16 protein-coding genes are annotated in these 17,147 nt (G+C 46.4%); 10 read left to right on the top strand and 6 right to left on the bottom strand.

Features of this window, described 5'->3' with window-relative positions:
* Positions 1–69 precede the first annotated feature (69 nt).
* Together NLX82_RS17715 and NLX82_RS17710 are read right to left on the bottom strand one after the other, a co-directional pair.
* A complete protein-coding gene (locus tag NLX82_RS17715; RefSeq protein WP_013311861.1) occupies positions 70–306 on the bottom strand; it encodes an alpha/beta-type small acid-soluble spore protein in 237 nt (78 codons plus the stop codon).
* Positions 307–396: 90 nt separating this feature from the next.
* The gene (locus tag NLX82_RS17710; RefSeq protein WP_023990203.1) at positions 397–1,362 is read right to left on the bottom strand and encodes an aldose 1-epimerase; all 966 of its coding nucleotides are present in this window, start codon (positions 1,360–1,362) and stop codon (positions 397–399) included.
* Between the two features lie 453 nt (positions 1,363–1,815).
* Between NLX82_RS17710 and trpS the strand changes: the two genes are divergently transcribed.
* Positions 1,816–2,805, top strand: a complete 990-nt coding sequence (gene trpS, locus NLX82_RS17705; RefSeq protein WP_023990202.1) for a tryptophan--tRNA ligase — start codon at positions 1,816–1,818, stop codon at positions 2,803–2,805.
* 42 nt (positions 2,806–2,847) lie between these two features.
* Here the strand turns inward: trpS and NLX82_RS17700 are convergent, their stop codons facing one another.
* On the bottom strand, positions 2,848–3,015 hold the full coding sequence (locus NLX82_RS17700; RefSeq protein ID WP_007431986.1) for a hypothetical protein: 168 nt from the start codon (positions 3,013–3,015) through the stop codon (positions 2,848–2,850).
* A 121-nt stretch (positions 3,016–3,136) separates the two neighbouring features.
* On the opposite strand from NLX82_RS17700, the gene NLX82_RS17695 reads away from it, so the two are divergent.
* The gene (locus NLX82_RS17695) at positions 3,137–3,358 is read left to right on the top strand and encodes an alpha/beta-type small acid-soluble spore protein (RefSeq protein WP_013311857.1); all 222 of its coding nucleotides are present in this window, start codon (positions 3,137–3,139) and stop codon (positions 3,356–3,358) included.
* Positions 3,359–3,609: 251 nt separating this feature from the next.
* Here NLX82_RS17695 and NLX82_RS17690 read toward each other — a convergent pair whose 3' ends face one another.
* Positions 3,610–4,593 carry a metal-dependent hydrolase gene (locus NLX82_RS17690; protein ID WP_023990200.1) on the bottom strand — a complete coding sequence of 328 codons (984 nt, stop codon included), beginning with the start codon at positions 4,591–4,593 and terminating at the stop codon, positions 3,610–3,612.
* Between the two features lie 203 nt (positions 4,594–4,796).
* Between NLX82_RS17690 and cyoE the strand changes: the two genes are divergently transcribed.
* Positions 4,797–5,741, top strand: a complete 945-nt coding sequence (cyoE, locus tag NLX82_RS17685) for a heme o synthase (protein ID WP_254348701.1) — start codon at positions 4,797–4,799, stop codon at positions 5,739–5,741.
* A gap of 90 nt (positions 5,742–5,831) precedes the next feature.
* On the opposite strand, the gene NLX82_RS17680 is transcribed toward cyoE, so the two are convergent.
* On the bottom strand, positions 5,832–6,176 hold the full coding sequence (locus tag NLX82_RS17680; RefSeq protein WP_029518206.1) for a toprim domain-containing protein: 345 nt from the start codon (positions 6,174–6,176) through the stop codon (positions 5,832–5,834).
* Between the two features lie 406 nt (positions 6,177–6,582).
* Entirely contained in the window at positions 6,583–7,755 is a 1,173-nt protein-coding gene (locus NLX82_RS17675; protein WP_254348700.1) for an MFS transporter, read from the bottom strand.
* Positions 7,756–7,978: 223 nt separating this feature from the next.
* Between NLX82_RS17675 and NLX82_RS17670 the strand changes: the two genes are divergently transcribed.
* From NLX82_RS17670 to NLX82_RS17640, 7 genes are all read left to right on the top strand, one after another.
* Positions 7,979–8,461 carry a hypothetical protein gene (locus tag NLX82_RS17670; RefSeq protein WP_023990195.1) on the top strand — a complete coding sequence of 161 codons (483 nt, stop codon included), beginning with the start codon at positions 7,979–7,981 and terminating at the stop codon, positions 8,459–8,461.
* Between the two features lie 16 nt (positions 8,462–8,477).
* Positions 8,478–9,629, top strand: coding sequence for a transglutaminase domain-containing protein (locus tag NLX82_RS17665; RefSeq protein WP_028541422.1), 1,152 nt, complete (start codon positions 8,478–8,480; stop codon positions 9,627–9,629).
* Positions 9,630–9,649: 20 nt separating this feature from the next.
* Positions 9,650–11,734, top strand: coding sequence for a peptidoglycan D,D-transpeptidase FtsI family protein (locus tag NLX82_RS17660; protein WP_254348699.1), 2,085 nt, complete (start codon positions 9,650–9,652; stop codon positions 11,732–11,734).
* 191 nt (positions 11,735–11,925) lie between these two features.
* On the top strand, positions 11,926–14,004 hold the full coding sequence (locus NLX82_RS17655; protein ID WP_254348698.1) for a peptidoglycan D,D-transpeptidase FtsI family protein: 2,079 nt from the start codon (positions 11,926–11,928) through the stop codon (positions 14,002–14,004).
* An 82-nt stretch (positions 14,005–14,086) separates the two neighbouring features.
* Positions 14,087–14,836, top strand: a complete 750-nt coding sequence (locus NLX82_RS17650) for a Cof-type HAD-IIB family hydrolase (RefSeq protein WP_023990191.1) — start codon at positions 14,087–14,089, stop codon at positions 14,834–14,836.
* A gap of 51 nt (positions 14,837–14,887) precedes the next feature.
* Positions 14,888–15,367, top strand: a complete 480-nt coding sequence (locus tag NLX82_RS17645; protein ID WP_254348697.1) for a DUF456 domain-containing protein — start codon at positions 14,888–14,890, stop codon at positions 15,365–15,367.
* Positions 15,368–15,505: 138 nt separating this feature from the next.
* Complete coding sequence (locus tag NLX82_RS17640) at positions 15,506–17,140, top strand: putative polysaccharide biosynthesis protein (protein WP_023990189.1); 1,635 nt, start codon at positions 15,506–15,508, stop codon at positions 17,138–17,140.
* Positions 17,141–17,147: the final 7 nt, after the last annotated feature.

Genomic DNA, 17,147 nt, shown 5'->3' with positions numbered 1-17,147 from the left:
GTTATATGCCCGTTATAACGCATTTTGGTAAATTACGATGAACGGAATGCTCACGCGGAATAATGACGCTTATTGACCTGAACGACCTGATAATTGCTGTTCGGCCAGCTGTACCAAGCGTTTAGTGATATAGCCTCCCAGAGAACCAGCTTCACGGGATGGCATGTCACCGTAGTAACCATCTGCCGGAATGGTGATGCCCAGCTCTTGTGCAGCTTCATATTTCAATTGTTGCAATGCGTTGTTGGCTTGAGGAACAACTAGGTTGTTACTGCGACGGCTTCTGCCTTGATTAGCTTCATTCATGTGTAGTCACCTCCTTCGGCTGTGATGAGGTTAGTATGCGACAGAGTTATGAAAATATGCGCCGAAGGAAGAAAAGTGACTAGAGGAAAATTACGGATATATGATATGAATCTGAGTTTTGAGGTCGATGGATTGCTGAGGCTCCAGACGGATCAGCCCGGCTTCCCCGACAGGATCAGGTGAATTGGGCGCATCAGGCAGCCATGTATAAGGCTCAATGCAAAGATACTGGTCGCATTCACCTTTGGTATATAAAACCCAATACTTATAGTATTGCTCATCTGCTGTGTAGCGGATTTGATAACCGTCGTCACGGGTCAAAAGAGCTTCAGCAGGGCCTTCCGTTGCCCGCAGCAGCGTATCTAGATTTGTTCCTTTCAGAGAAAGTCCCGAAGAGAGCTGTTCCAAGTCGTCCAACGAAGTAATGATACCTGTAGGTAGCTGTTCAGCATCCTGCTCATAGACGCCGTTCACAGGCAGCTTTAGGCGCCAGCGCTCAGGTTCTCCGTCCACCATAAACCAAGTGTGATATCCCAAGCCAAATGGAGCTGCTTTTTCACCCAAATTCGTTACGCGCAGCGTTTGACTTAATACAGCACCCTGTAAGCGATACGTCATCTCCAGACGTAAAGGAATGGGGAATTGTTCCATCCAGTGCGGATCACTTTCTGTTAAAAGCTCGGTAGTAACACTGCAACCTTCTTCATCCTCTTCAATATCACTGCAGCGCCAGGATTGATTACGATGCAGACCGTGTATATGATTGTCATTGGCAGTATTTCGGTCGAACTGATAAGGAACACCGTCAAACTCAAATTGTCCCTTGCGAATTCGGCCTGGAGGAATCAAAATGGGCAAGCCAAAATGATAAGGCTTTTGTAAATAGAAAGCCAATTCTTCCTCACCAGGCCGACGTACGATATCCCGGTCGAGCTTCAGATCACGCACTGAGATAATATTATTCCCGAGGCGAGGGATCATCGTAACTTCGAGTTCACCACTATGTAAAACATACGTGTCGTAACCGTTCCAGTGTTCTTTGGTCACTTGTTTCATATCCATGCTCCTTTGTCCACTATAATCGGTTGAAGCTTCGTGTCATTATGATAACAGATTTTTGATCGTAGGGCACAATCGTCATTTGACAATAACATTATGCGGAATTATCATTAATGTAGTTTAGAAAGTAATGACATGGATAACACGATGATGAGGACAAGTAAGCTTTCGCATAAGCTCTTCAGAAAGCCGGTGGTAGATGGGAATCGGTGAGCCTGCACTGCTGAATGGACCTTGGAGTGCCGCACAGAACAGGATTCTACTGTCCTCAGTATGACGGCCGATTGCTCCCCGTTAACGGAGCTTTAAGATTGCAGGCAGCCACGGAGCGTAGCTCCGACAAGTAATAGGCTGACGGCAATGAATAAGGGTGGTACCACGGTCTCGCGTCCCTTGAGGATGCGGGGCCTTTTTGCGTTCTAATTTTGAAATAAACGGAGGAGGAAGAATATGAAAACTGTACTTTCAGGTATTCAGCCTAGTGGACAACTTACTTTGGGCAATTACATTGGTGCAATGAAAAACTTTGTCAAATTGCAAGAGGATCATCAATGTTACTTTATGGTCGTAGACCTTCATGCAATTACCGTACCGCAGGAACCGGCCCAATTACGTGAGCAGTCGGAGGCGGTAGCGGCATTATTTATCGCAGCAGGTATTAATCCGGAGAAATCCAATGTCTTTTTACAATCCCATGTTCCTCAGCACGCTGAGCTGGGATGGTTGATGACAACACTGACGAATATGGGCGAGCTGGAACGTATGACTCAGTTTAAGGACAAAGCGGCAGGCAAGGACTCCGTAGGAGCAGGGCTGTTCGTATATCCATCGTTGATGGCAGCTGACATTTTGCTCTACAACGCGGATCTCGTTCCGGTAGGCGACGATCAGAAACAGCATCTGGAGCTGACACGCGATTTGGCGGGTCGCTTTAATCACCGTTACGGAGATTATTTTACTGTTCCCGAACCGTATATCCCTGAAGTAGGGGCGAGAATTATGTCCCTGGATGATGTATCTAAAAAAATGAGTAAGAGCAATCCGAATGCAGGCAGCTTTATTGCCCTGCTGGACGAACCGAAAGTCATACGCAAGAAAATTAGCCGCGCTACGACCGATTCTGGTAGTGAGGTTAGATATGATCCGGCCAATAAACCAGAAATTAGTAATCTGATGGGCATCTACAGTCAGTGTTCCGGTTTGTCGCTCCAAGAAGTGCAGGATCGCTATGAAGGTCAAATGTACGGAACATTTAAAAAAGAACTGGCAGAGACCGTTGTAGCTATGCTTGAACCGATTCAGCAGCGCTATCGTGACATCCGGGAATCCGGTGAGATTGGACGTATTTTGGCCCAATCCGCAGAGCGCGCACAAGAAGCGGCTGAAGTCACGTTGTCTGCGGTCAAAGAGCGCATGGGCTTTCTGCCACGTCTACGCTAAAGCATATTGCTGGCAAAATAGATTAGGCCCTATAGGATTGGCTTAGGAGCGGCGTTGTCGGGCTTTGACCACGAAACCCCAGCCGATATTGCCGACAGATAATAGCCCCAGTAGAATGGCAAGCCATGCGGAATAACTGATGGATATAGCGGCTGCGGTCAGCAGGACAATGGATGAAACGGCGAACCATAGGGATAAACCTTTACTCATTGGTAAAAACCTCCAGTGTTCGAATGTTGAATTTCAGGAATAAGTAGTTGTAAGCGAGCCATAATAATCTTGCAAGCTTGCAATGAACCTCACTCACAAAGAACTGAAAGGAGATTCAAATATGAGCAGACGTCGTTCAAACAACCTGCAAGTACCGCAGGCCAACGCCGCTTTACAACAATTAAAATATGAGGCAGCTCAAGAACTTGGCATCACCATCCCTCAGGACGGTTACTTCGGTAATGTTGTTTCCCGCGAAACAGGTTCGCTTGGGGGATATATCACGAAAAAGCTGGTCCAACAAGCAGAACAATCCTTGTCGGGCAGCAGCCGTTTGCAGTAATACACATAAACACTCCATCTTGGAAGCTGTATTATGAGCAACTGTGATGAAGAAAATCCGGAGCGATCATGCTCCGGATTTTTTTACGCATGGCTTATGACCATTGTGAATCACGCAAGTCCGCTTCGTCAAGAGGGCGCTTTCATGAGATCTGATTTTTTGCGGGAATGACCAAAAAAAGCAAGCTCCCAGATTAAGGGGAACTTGCTGTCTGTTGTTCATACGGCTTGTTGTTAGCTTGTAAGCAGGTTTTAATTCGTATGCAGGGAAAGGCGTTTTTGCATCTTTTCGTCACTGAGCCATCCAATATAGCTGTTGATCAGTCCGAACTGCTTATCCATCGCGACCACAGCCACAAATGGATATTGTCTCCGGTGTCGATACCTGACGTCTCCCCATCGCACAATGTAGCCCCATTCCAGTTCCTCCACCTCGGCAACGGCAAAGGAGGAAAAATAGCGAAATGCCTGCACATCGCGATAGGATTTGGAGGCTTCTACGGCAGGATGTGTGGATGGAATTGCATGTTTCGTCCAAAATAAGTGTTTGCCATTTAATCCGCCAATGTCATAACTTCCATTCTGATGAGCTTTTACCACATGCCACCGATTCCATGATACGGTGGGAATGATATAATAGATGTCGCCCTCCTGACGCTCATTGTCCATATTACGTACCGCTTTTCTGGTTATAAAATGACTCCAGGTTCGCCAAATGTAATATAGGCCAATAATAACGTACAGCGTAATAAATAAGGGAGCGGGTGGAGTCAATCCGGTGATCCACAGCATAATCGCAGCAACATGGGTGCCAAAAATAAAGGGATCGAAAATATGGATGATATTCCAAGATATCCACTTGTTTGTAAATGGCCGGAATGCCTGTGTTCCGTACGTATTAAATAAATCTGTGAATACATGCAGGCAGACGGCAATCGTTACCCATAATGCTACATGACCTGGGGGCACATCTCTGAAGATCAGGCAAATCAGTCCTGTTATGGACAAGATCCATATCAACCAGAAGGGAATTGAATGCGACAGTCCACGGTGATTGCGAATGTAGGCTGCATTGTTTTTCAACCGAAGCAAAGTGTCAAAATCCGGAGCTTGTGACCCTACGACTGTAGCGAGCAGTATGACTGCGGCCAACTTTGGATCTCCGGCGACGACAGGATCAGTGTAGGCCAGCCCGGCCAATCCGATTCCCATGACAAAGTGTGTGGCTGTATCCATATCTGTCGCTCCTTTTGTATTGTTTCCTGTACTTATTACTACCCAAATTTACTGTAAACGATCAGCAGGGGCGATTTGCCATCGGAATTGTGAACGTTTTGTGCGTTTTCTGTCAAACTTTTTGGGGTAGGTATATGATAAAATTTATATCGGAGTTCAACTTACTCCCGAATTCATACATCTCTAAGGGGGAGTTACTCACAATGGATAATATAAGTTATAAGACTTCTTCGGATGCGGCTACCTATTCTGTAAAATCTAAACCACCCGGTAAAGCGGGCACTTGGAAAGATTTTATTACAGTTACCAAGCCAGGCATCCTTCGTACCAATCTGGTTGCAGCCTTTGGTGGTTTTTGGTTAGCGTCGCAATGGGATGTTGACTATATAAAGCTAATTCTTACACTATTAGGTACAATGCTGGTTATGGCGTCTTCTTGTGTTTTTAACAACTATTTTGACCGTGAGCTGGATTTGAAAATGGAGCGTACACGTAATCGCTCACTGCCAACAGGGCGTCTGACCCCTACAACGGTGTTGTCATACGCTATTATTTTGGGCGTTGTTGGGTTAGCTGTTCTATTCTCCTTCTCTGGTGTAACGGCAGGATTACTGGGATTACTTGGTATGTTCATCTACGTCGGTATTTATACACTTTGGTTAAAACGTTCATCTACATGGAGTACATCCATCGGCGGTATTTCTGGTGCAATGCCTCCGGTGATTGGTTATGTGGCCGCTTCGGGTCGTATTGATATGGGCGCGTGGCTCTTATTCGCTCTCCTGTTCTTATGGCAGCCTCCTCACTTTTGGGCACTTGCTATTCGCAGAGTTGAGGAATATCGCGCAGCAGGATTTCCGTTGTTGCCAGTCGTAAAAGGTATCCATCGGACGAAGATTCAGATGATTCCTTATATTGTATTGCTGATTCCGGTACCCATCCTTATGTATGCTTATGGATATGCCGGTATGATTTTTATGATCGTGTCCGTGTTACTGTCCGTGCTGTGGGCATTCTATGCCTTTAAAGGTTTTACGATTAAGGAAGAAGAAACGGATTCCTGGGCGAAGAAAGTATTTTTCTTTTCCATTAACCATCTGACACTCAGTTTCTTGCTGATGATCGTCGATACGGTTCATAAGTTCTAATGTCATTTTAGAGGCATTTTATAGTGCACCATATAGCTGTCCAACAGGCATTGAAAGCGGCCTGAGGACAGCTTTTTGTTATTTTAAAGACTAAAGAACAGGTGGCGGGTATATAATGTATTCTTCCAACCCTGCTTTTTCCAATTGAGCGATCACATATTCGTCTGGAGTGCCTTCTACGCCGGCGTATCCTTTGCGGGTATACATATGGTAGGCATCCGGAAAAGAGTCTGCAAGTACACCCCTTATTTTTTTCCCTGAGCTGTCATTGTCCATAAATAAATATATTTCGTCGTGCTTGGCCCGCTTGTGGAGGGATTCCAGTTTTATAGAGTTTAGTGTGCCGAAGGTGCATAAAATGTGGACCTCCGGGTCAAGTAATCGGCGAAGTTTGCTGCGGTCATTTTTCCCTTCGACGATCACGGTTATCGCCATTTAAGCTCACCCCTTGTCTGATACATATGCTCGAAATTCCCCGGGAAATGAAGAATATGTGTATAGTGTAGCTCCAAATAGGGTTCTCATGCAAAAAATAACAAAACAGCCTGCCAGAAGTGGCAGGCATGGGCACAAGGGGCAACATGTTAGGGCAATTCGGACATTAAATCCAGCAAGTACGGAGAATGATGACGAGCAAAATATAAAGAACAAGAATGGTGCCAGTTGAAGTTCCAATAGGGCAAGGATGACAGTGGCTCACAGGCTGCACCTCCCTTTGTTAGTGAATGTTCAGTCAAAATATTCTATGTGGATAGGGGGATGGTGTACTGTGCATACGCCCTCTAGAACGGCATTTTGGGCTTTAAAGGTAGCATATTAGCAGACCACTGCCTCAGCCTAGCTAGGAATGATAAGGTCCTGAGGCAGACAGTGGCGGCGTCGAAGATAAGCGCTTAACGGGAACGAATAGCAGGCCAGCCATCAGAATCAGAAATGCGATAAAAAAAGGAGAAATGTGATCGGGTAGCTGACCTGCCAGTACAGGTCCGGCAAAGGAGCCGATAGATGTTGCAATAGACTGTAGTGCAAAGGTTTTGCCCAGTCGCGCACCTCCAATTCGTATGAAAAGAGAGGCTAATGCTGGGAAAATGATGCCTTTGGCTGTTCCCAAAATAAAAAGTATGATACCAATCGCCGCTTCGGGCGTGGTGGCGAGTGCGTAGAAACTTAGAGACATCAAAATAATGCCACAAAGTAGTCGCGCCATGGGTGAATATTTGTTCAGAAACAGCAGGCTGAGCGTACAAAGTGCTCCCAAACTGATGATGGAAAAGAGCAATCCGGTGGACATCATGGACGCAGAACCGTTATTCCGTAATGGAATTTCGTAAAATAAAATGCCTTGTGCACACGCCAAAACAAAAGGCAGGAGCAGGTAACGCCAATTGAATGGTAAACGCGTCTTCTGTGCCCCGGATAGTGGAGCGGGTGTCGCATGACCATCTGATAATTGGGCCTGTGGAGCGGGTGCTCTTTTGGGCAAGGTGAAATAAGCCATAAGTCCCGTGACTACGAGAATGATGCCAAGGGAACTAAACGTCTCACTAAAGCCAAAACTGGCTACGATAAATGCGCCGGCGGCTGGAGACAGGACAGAGGCCAATGTGTGAACGACACCATGTCCTGACATATATTTGCCTTGCGTAACTGGATGATCGGATAGCTGTGCCAACATGGCCAGACAGGCTGGAGATAAAAAGGCCAACACAAAACCGCTAATCGCCCGAAGAAAAAGTAATTCCCACGGTGTGTGGATGTACGATTGAATGATAAGAATAATGCCTGCGGCTGTTAGGCTGAACATAATATATCGGCGGCTGCCGTGTTTGTCGACCTTGGGGCCGGCCATCAAATTACCAGGCAGGTGAGTTAGAGAGTAAATCCCCATCATCCAGCCAATAAAAGTAGGTGCTGCACCCAGGGAGATAGCGAATGGTGTCAAAATAGGATATTGTGCATGCAGATCGAAAAAGGCAATGAATAAAAAAAGATACAGCCAGAGGGCTGTTTTCATGGGATGACCCCCTTCCCTAATGTAAACTTTCATGTTGCACTACGTATCGGCCCTTCCTAAGTTGTACGCTGGAGTGGACGAACATAGACCACTTTGTATGGACAAGAATTGAATAACAAGGTGTGTAAAAGAGCTAAGCTGACAGGGCATCACGTAATCATGTATAATTACAGAGACAATTTTGTGATTTGAATGATGTAGTTGAAAACGGGAGTGTAGCGAAATGGATAAGGGCGTCTGGACAGAGTTTTTGGAACATAATTGGCATATTGTTCAGGATAACTGGCTGTATATATTAATTGGGCTTGTCCTATTGTTAGTCATATTGAAGGTTGTAAGAACTCTCATAAAATGGCTGATTGTCATTGTCGTAATTGCAGGCTTGCTTATCTACAGTGGCATTTCCTTTGAACAGGTCGGCAAGGTCGTTACTCAGGCAAAGGATGATGCGATTAACAAGGTTCAGAGCGAGGCTTTGAACATGATGATCAAGGAGGGACGGGATGCCAAATACACATCTAACGCGGATGGTACGTTTTCGGTAACCAGCTCCAACCTGGAAGTGAAAGGTCCATTTGATGGGGACAAGGTCAAGGTATGGTTTCAGGGGATGTCGCTGGGCGAGTGGAGTATGGGCGATACCGTCAAGAAATATATCGAAGGTGCGAAAGGCTCGGCTGTAACACAGTCGCCACAGTCGCCGTAGAGACAGGAGGAACACAATGAAACCATCCTGGCTGGAGCCTATTCTTCATTGGAATGGCGTGACGGTGTTTTTGATTGTCATTGTACTGCTGTCGTTGATTCAGGGCTGGAGACGAGGAGCTTCCAGATCTGTAGGGGCGCTGTTCAGTCTTATTGTGGATGGCATACTGACTGTGGCGGGTATTTTGTGCTCGCTCGGGTTAGCCATGTGGCTTTCACCGAAAGTACAACAATGGCTGGCGGCTTACATGGAACATTTGCCTCAGCGAGAACTAAGCGGGATTGAACAATTTTATTATACGTTGGTGGCGGGGTTAGAAGGTTTTCCGCTGCTGCGGTTCGCCGTATTGTTCATGCTCAGTTATGCTATCGCCCAATTTGTACTACGTGCAATTTATGTGTTGATGGTAGGTGGCAAGTCAGATTCTTCTTTCCATGAGCATGAAAAAAAATCAGGCTTTTTCAGCAGGGTGGCAGGGGCTGGAATAGGCACTCTTATTGGTGGAGCACGCGCTATCATGGTTATAGCCCTGCTATTCATCGGCGTAAGTCTGTATCCAGACAGCGGGTTTAGCAGCTACGTACAAGCTTCACCGATTTATAAGCAAGGAGCGCAATCGGTCATTGAGCCGTTGTCCGGGACTCTGATTAAGGATAAATTGCCCGTATTTACGCAGGCCGTTACCAAGGAATTAAACGGTATCCTGCAGCGTAAATACGAAATGATTGACCGGGAAATTCCGAACGATATCGGTCAGGCTGCGGCCAAGATTACACAGGGGATGAGCGGTGATGAGCAAAAGGCCAGAGCGTTGTATGAATGGGTAGGTACCCGTATTAGCTATGATTTCGGTAAGGTAGAAGCCTATGAGCAGCGTGGTGACTGGCATGAACAGACCCCCAGAGATACGTTTGATACACGTAAAGGAGTCTGCATTGATTATGCCCGCCTGTATGCGATGATGGCTCGGTCGCAGGGACTACAGGTCAAGGTGGTGACAGGGCTTGGATATAACGGACAGGGAGGATATGGTTCCCATGCATGGAATGAAGTGTATTTGAGCGCGCAGGATCAGTGGGTACCGTTAGACCCGACCTGGGCGCAAAGTGGGGACTGGTTTAATCCGCCTGGTTTTGCCCAAACACATATCAAGGATAAAGTGATTTAATAAGGAGTGGAAAAGGGCACATGAGAAAGATAGACAACGAGCAGGGAAAAGACAACGAGACGTCTGATCGAAAAAGATTCAGCTTTCGGATCAATCTGTTCTTTTTCAGCTCGTTCATTATATTTACGGTCATTATTGTAAGACTGGCGATACTTCAATTTGTAGATGGACCTCAGCTTAAGCAGCAGGAGGCCAGTAATGTTACCAAAAATGTACCACTTACGCCGATTCGCGGAACGATTTATGATTCGACCGGGCAGAATAGACTGGCGTATTCTACACCTGTACAATCGCTGTATATCACGCTCTCCAAGAATTATAGTGACAGCGTGGAAGAAAAGCGTAATCCAGATAAAAAGCTGTTGCCTGAGCTGGAAAAGATGACACAAAAGCTGGCAAATCGGTTTGCCCGATATGGTAATAAAGATGAGCCGCAAATGACGGCAGAACAAATTATGGACGCTATGGATCGGAACTATCAGAGATTAAGCGGTTTTACGCCACGTCTGATTAAAACGAATCTTAACAAAGATGAAGTCGCCTATTTTATGCAGCATAAGAGTGAGTTCCCCGGGATAGATGTCGTAGAGGAAACGGTACGTCATTACGATCCTGATACGGTAGCTGTTCAAACGGTTGGTTATATTAAAAGTTATAAAAGTGCGCGTGAAAATCTGGATAAATATAGGGATATTCAAAAATCCATGTCAGCTGAAAATGATCCGGGCCTCATCTATATGGATAACGAGTCTGTTGGCTTTGATGGATTGGAATTTCAATATCAGGAACAGTTACGAGGGAAAAATGGCTATAAAACGGTTCCGATTGATCCGCGCAATATGCCAGAAGGTGTAGATTCTGTTACTCCTCCGCAAAAGGGGAACAACATTTATTCCACGATTAATAAAGAGATTCAGGTCAAAACGGAAGAAGCTATTACGGATCAATTGAGATGGCTCCATTCACACGCTGTGTCTGGCAAGACTCATCCTTATGCCAAAACAGGCTTCGCTGTGGCTATGGAAGTGGACACAGGAAATGTGGTAGCGATGGCCAGTATGCCAGATTATGATGCGAATTACTGGCAGACTGGAAATATATCCAGTGATAATTACAAAAAAATACAAAACGTTTACCTGAATGGCACTATCCGTTCCTTCGGATCGGGCCAATCGGGTCAACATCCTGAGTCGGTTGTCCTACTTGGCTCCACCATTAAACCCCTTTCTGTGTTGATAGGTCTGGAGGAAAATCTATTCAGTACCTCATCCTACTACCAGGATACAGGAGCGGCTTATTTTGGACGTAACAATTCGTCACGAGTTCGAAACTCTTCGGGTCATGTGTATGGCGGGTTGGACCCGGCTTCTGCCATTCGACATTCCTCCAATGCGTTCATGGTCGATATGGTGGGCAAAAGATTGTACAACAAATACATTAATAATGCCAAGGAAGATCAAGGTGTGAATGTATGGGACCGCTACATGAAGGAATTTGGGCTAGGGGTGTCTACCGGTGTAGATTTGCCAAGTGAATGGTCTGGACGCAGTGAGTATGCTCATAATTCGAAAGAGTCCTCACTATCTAAACTGGCATATGCTTCTTTTGGCCAGCAAGGTAAATATACGACACTTCAGTTGGCACAATATACAACGGTACTAGCTACCAAGGGTAAACGTATGGAGCCGCATTTGGTCAGTCAAATTAAAGATACCAACGGCAATGTAGTTCAAACGTTTAAGCCGAAGGTACTAAATGAAGTGAAATTTCCGGATGCTTATTGGAATGAAGTTATACGCGGGATGTCAACAGATGTCAGCGCATTTAAAGGTTTCCCTTACGACTATGCTCGCAAAACGGGGACATCGCAGCAAAGTGTGGGCAGAGAACTAAAAGATAACGGGGTATTTATTGCCTTTGCCCCACGTCAGAATCCCAAGCTGGCCGTAGCCGTTGTCATTCCTGAAGGAGGCTTCGGGGCGTGGAGCGCCGGACCTGTGGCACGCAAAATCTTTGATGCTTACGATGAAGTATATGGTTTGGACGGGGTACCTAAGAAAAAGGTTGAAACAGCAACCGATTCTAACGCAATCAAACAGCCATAATCATTTTATACGATTTTATACGATGTCATTTCATGAAAGCTTTCCTTAGCCTTTGGGCTGAGGGAAGCTTTTTTATGTTTTTTCTACGTTTTCTTACAAAATTGTCATCTTAGAATTCATCGTTTATTGTTTTAGATATGGTAGGATCAGGAATATGAAACCCTAATCGGAAGGAGTAATGACCAGCTAATATGGACAGAGGAAGTTTGGATAAAAAGTTTTCATTTAAAAAGAAAAATGTTGAAGAGAATGAAGAGTCACGAAAAAAACGGACGGTTTTACGAACCAACCTACTGTTTTTAAGTGCTTTTGTGCTGTTTGCCCTGATCATTACCAGACTAGCTGTATTGCAGTTTGTACAATCGGAGGAGCTGAAGGGCCAGCAGCAATCCGTAAATACGAAAAATGTCCCGTTAGCCCCGAGTCGCGGCACGATTTATGATTCTACAGGTACGGTTAAGCTGGCATATTCGACTCCAGTACAGTCCCTGTATGTAACTTTATCTAAGGATTATAGCAAGCGTACGGAGAAAGATCGCAAGCCGGGGGAAAAGCTGCTCCCTGAGCTCAATGCTTTTGCTGCCAAGCTTGCTGCCAAATTAAACGAACTGGGTCGTAACGAAGGAGAGCAGCTTAATGCAGAGGAAATAAAAAAGCGACTGGACCCGGACTATAATCAATATAGGGGATTTACCCCACGTTTGGTCAAATCCGACCTGAGTCGGGAGGAAATCGCTTATTTTCTGGAGCATCGGACAGAGTTCCCTGGTGTAGAGGTTGTAGAAGAAAGTATACGCCATTATGACCCGGATCGGGTGGCGGTACAAACGATTGGATATATGTACAAGTTCAAAGGAGCTCGAACGAACCGGCCCAAATATAAAGAGCTCTATGAAGCTAATTCGGAGGTTCTAAGACCGACACAGGTGTATTCGGAAAGTGAAACGGTCGGATATGATGGCTTGGAGCTTCAGTACCAGGATGAGCTGAGAGGAAAAAACGGATATAAAACGGTAGAGGTCAATCCGCGCAGCATGCCGGAGGGCATTGAATCCATTACTCCTCCTGAAAAAGGACATCATTTATATTCCACCATTAACAAGGAAATTCAGCAGAAAACCGAACAGGCCATTATGGATCAGCTTCGCTGGCTTCATACTCATGCCGTATCGGGGAAGCTTCATCAAGACGCTACCACTGGCTTCGCTGTAGCGATGGAGGTAGAGACCGGAAATATCGTGGCAATGGCCAGTATGCCGGATTATGACTCTAATGTATGGAAAAGTGGAAGTACCTCGCCTTCGGTATATGACGAAATTCAGCATAAAATGGGAAATGGAACCATTAAATCCGTGCCTAGCGGAAAAGCGGGTCCACATCCAGAATCCTCGGTGCTTCTGGGTTCAACCATTAAACCGCTATCCGTGCTGATCGGGTTGAAGGAAAACCTGTTTTCTCCCGGACAAACTTATCTGGATACGGGAAGTGCGTACTACGGCAAAAATCGCTCCAGCCGGGTTGGGAATTCTAGCGGACATGTGTATGGTTCTTTGACACCTAGCAGGGCAATTGAGGTCTCGTCGAATACGTTTATGGTGGATATGATCGGCAAGCCGCTGTATGGCAAATACGGAAGTAATGCAGGGGTACATCAGGGAATTGACGTATGGGACAAGTATATGAAGGAATTTGGATTAGGCGTTCCGACAGAAGTAGATCTGCCGGGCGAGTGGGCAGGTAGACTTGAGTATACGAGCAAGCATGAAAGTGCGCTGACACGATTGGTGCAGGCATCCTTTGGTCAGCAGGGAAAGTATACGGCGATGCAGCTGGCCCAGTATACGACTGTGTTGGCAACAAAGGGCAAGCGTATGCAACCTCATTTGGTCAGCAAAATTGTAGATGATCAGGGGAATCTTGTACGTGAATTTAAGCCGAAGGTGCTGAATGAGGTCGCTTTTTCAGATACGTACTGGAATACAGTGATTCGAGGTATGGCCACGGATGTTAAAGCCTTTAATGGATTTCCTTATGATTATGCCCGCAAAACGGGGACTTCCCAGCAGCTGGTGGGACGTACGGTTAAAGATAACGGGGTGTTCATCGCTTTTGCTCCGCGTCAAAATCCGAAGCTGGCAGTAGCGGTCATCATTCCTGAAGGGGGCTTTGGTGCGACGAGCGCAGGACCGGTTGCGCGTAAAATATTTGATGCGTATGACGAAGTATATGGGCTAGATGGTACTCCTAAAAAGCCTCTGGCAGCAAAGTGAGGACTTGAATACTTTTGTGGGCTTCTCTTTTTCATGGTAAAATGTCGTTGGACATAAGGGACATACAGGAGGAAGAGAGACTATGGGAGAAAACCAATATAAATACAAACTGCTTGCGCTCGACATGGATGGAACTTTACTGAATGATAATCATGAAATTTCCTTGGAAACGATTAACTGGATTAACAAGGCGATTCAGGAAGGGATTCATGTATGCTTGTCCACCGGACGTGCAGCGATGCATGCTCTGCCTTACGGTCAGCAACTCGGCCTGGAAACGCCAATGGTAACCGTAAACGGCAGTGAGGTGTGGAAATCACCCCACGAGTTGTGGCGCCGTTATTTACTTGATAAGGAGCTCGTTCGTAAGATGCACCAAATTGCTGTAGAAACAGGCTCTTGGTTCTGGGCTTACTCAACGGAGGAATTATATAATAGGGATCGTTGGCCGGATACATTGGACACACAGGAGTGGCTCAAATTCGGTTATAATACGGAAAATGACGAAATTCGCCACCAAATTTTACTTAAGCTTCAGGATATGGGTGGACTTGAAATTTCCAATTCTTCGATGACAAATCTGGAAATTAACCCAGCTGGTATATCCAAAGCCAGTGGAATCGCTGAAGTGTGCGATCTGCTTGGCATTACTCTGGAGCAGGTGGTTGCCGTTGGCGACAGTCTGAATGACCTGGCTGTGATTCAAGCGGTTGGACTGGGCGTAGCAATGGGGAATGCTCAGGATACGGTTAAAGAAGCCGCTGATTTGGTCGTGGCTTCGAATAATGACGACGGCATTGTAGAAGTGATCCGTGATTATGTGCTTGTGTAATAAAATGAATAATGCAGCAGGCCGGATGAATGGACGAGAAGGAGGAGGCCCATGGACGTTGTAGGCTGGATTGTTGTTATTGTGCTGTTCATTGTGGGCATGGCCGGGGCGGTATATCCCGTATTGCCGGGGGCGCTCGCCATCTATTTTGTATTTTTTGTATACGGCTGGTTTTTCTCGTTTGCTCCATACAATGCATTGTTTTGGATTATACAAACACTAATCGTCGTTGCCCTTTTTGTTGCGGATTATGCTGTGAATGCGTGGGGTGTCAAGCGATTTGGCGGCTCGCGTCTGTCGGCGATACTGAGTACCATCGGGATTATTATCGGCCCCTTCGTTATTCCGGCATTTGGCCTGATTTTGGGACCATTTATTGGTGCTGTGCTAGGTGAGCTGATAAGCAAAGCCCCACTGGATCGAGCTATAAAAGTGGGCTTTGGCTCTGTATTAGGCCTTTTTACCAGCACCGTGATGAAAGTGATTTTGCAGCTTGCCATGATTATTGTATTCTTAATTTGGGTGTTATGACCCGAGATTCGTTTTGGTTTATTATGATTTGCAGAGACAGAATCGACATGCGGCTCCGCACCGGTGATGGCTCAGGCCATGACTGTTTGTGCGGGGCTTTTGCATGCGTGTGAACAGCAAGAAAGAAGGGAACGCATTTTGTCCAATAAAGAAACATTCCTTAAAGGTACGCTTATTTTAGCCGCTGCCGCCTTGGTGGCCAGAGTACTTGGTCTGGTACAGCGTGTTCCATTGGAGCATCTGCTCGGTTCCGTCGGGAACGCCTCGTTTACCATTGCGAACAACGCTTATTTGATGCTGCTCACGGTCGCTACGGCCGGCATTCCAAGCACGTTGAGCAAAATGGTTTCAGAACGTTATGCACTGGATCGGCCTTCGGAAGCGCGACGTGTGTATCGTGCGGCTTTGATATTCGCGGCCGCGGCAGGCATTATCATTACAGCGCTGCTGTATTTTGGAGCGCCTTACTTTGCCGAGCATGTAGCAGGGGTTCCGCAATCCGCTTTGGCCATTCAGGCTTTGGCACCAGCATTACTGCTGTTCCCTGCCATTGCCATGATGCGTGGATACTTCCAAGGGCGCGGTAATATGACCGCAGGCGGTATTTCACAAATTGTGGAGCAGGTTGCACGGGTAGCGACCGCTATTGTACTCGCTTTTATTATTTTGAAGCTAGGTTATGGAGATCGCGAGGTTGCGGCTGGGGCTTCCTTTGGAGGTGTCATGGGAAGTCTTGGCGCTCTAGCGGTTATGTTGTACTACACGGTGAAATTGCGTCGCCAGGATCGACAGGATCGTCAAGATCAATTCCAAGAGGAAAGCTCCGCGCTACCGATGATGCGCATTTACAAAGATATTTTCAAGCTTTCCATTCCCATTGTATTGTCGTCTCTGACGGTTCCGGCGGTCAACTTTATTGATACGTCGATTGTGGTGAGACTATTGTCTGGTCAAGTGGGATTGGATCAGGCGACTACTCAGTTGGGTTATCTAGGCTCTCGGGCACAGAGTGTGGCGGGAATTCCGCCGATTTTGGCCATTGCGCTCAGCCAATCGCTCATTCCGATCATTTCAGCGGCATTTGCCCGTAAGGATGAGCAGCATTTACAAAATCAGATGACGTTGGCTTTGCGTATCTCTATTTTGACTGGAATGCCGATTGTGCTGGCTTTATGTGTAACCGCCTATTCTATTAATGGTTTACTGTTTAGCTCGCTTGGAGGCAGTGGTATCATTGCTGTTCTGACACTCGGAACGATATTCCAGATTACGATGATGACTTCTAATTCGATACTGATCGGTATGGGCAAGCCGCGTATTTCAATGGTTAATGTCATGGTCGGTATCGTCGTCAAGTTTGCAGCGAGCTGGCTGCTGGCTGGTTGGCTTGGAATTTATGGGATCATTGCTGCAACCGGATTATGTTTCCTCGTGATCACATTGCTAAATTTGCGTGTGCTTAAAGGGATTGTCTCCTTTTCCATCATGGGCCGTCGCTGGGCAGGGTTCTTAACCGCAGTCGTCGTCTCGGGAGCTATCGGATACGGTGTAAATGAAGCCTGTATTCTGCTGGTGCATCTGATGCCTGCGCGTGTGGCCTTCTTGATCGCGTGCTGCATTGCCGGGGCAGCTGTACTGGTATGCTACTTGTTGTTGCTGGTTGTACTGCGCGTATTGCGCAGGGACGAGCTGGGCAACTATCCGCGTATGTTGCAAAAGGTACTGCGTCCGTTAATGCGTCTACAGCGTGAGTCCACAGGACAACGAGGCTAAAAGAGCC

Origin of the sequence: Paenibacillus sp. A3M_27_13 (assembly GCF_024213315.1) — a bacterium.
GTDB classification, from domain to species: Bacteria; Bacillota; Bacilli; order Paenibacillales; family Paenibacillaceae; genus Paenibacillus; species Paenibacillus polymyxa_B.
This window is presented reverse-complemented; position numbering and strand designations above follow the sequence as displayed.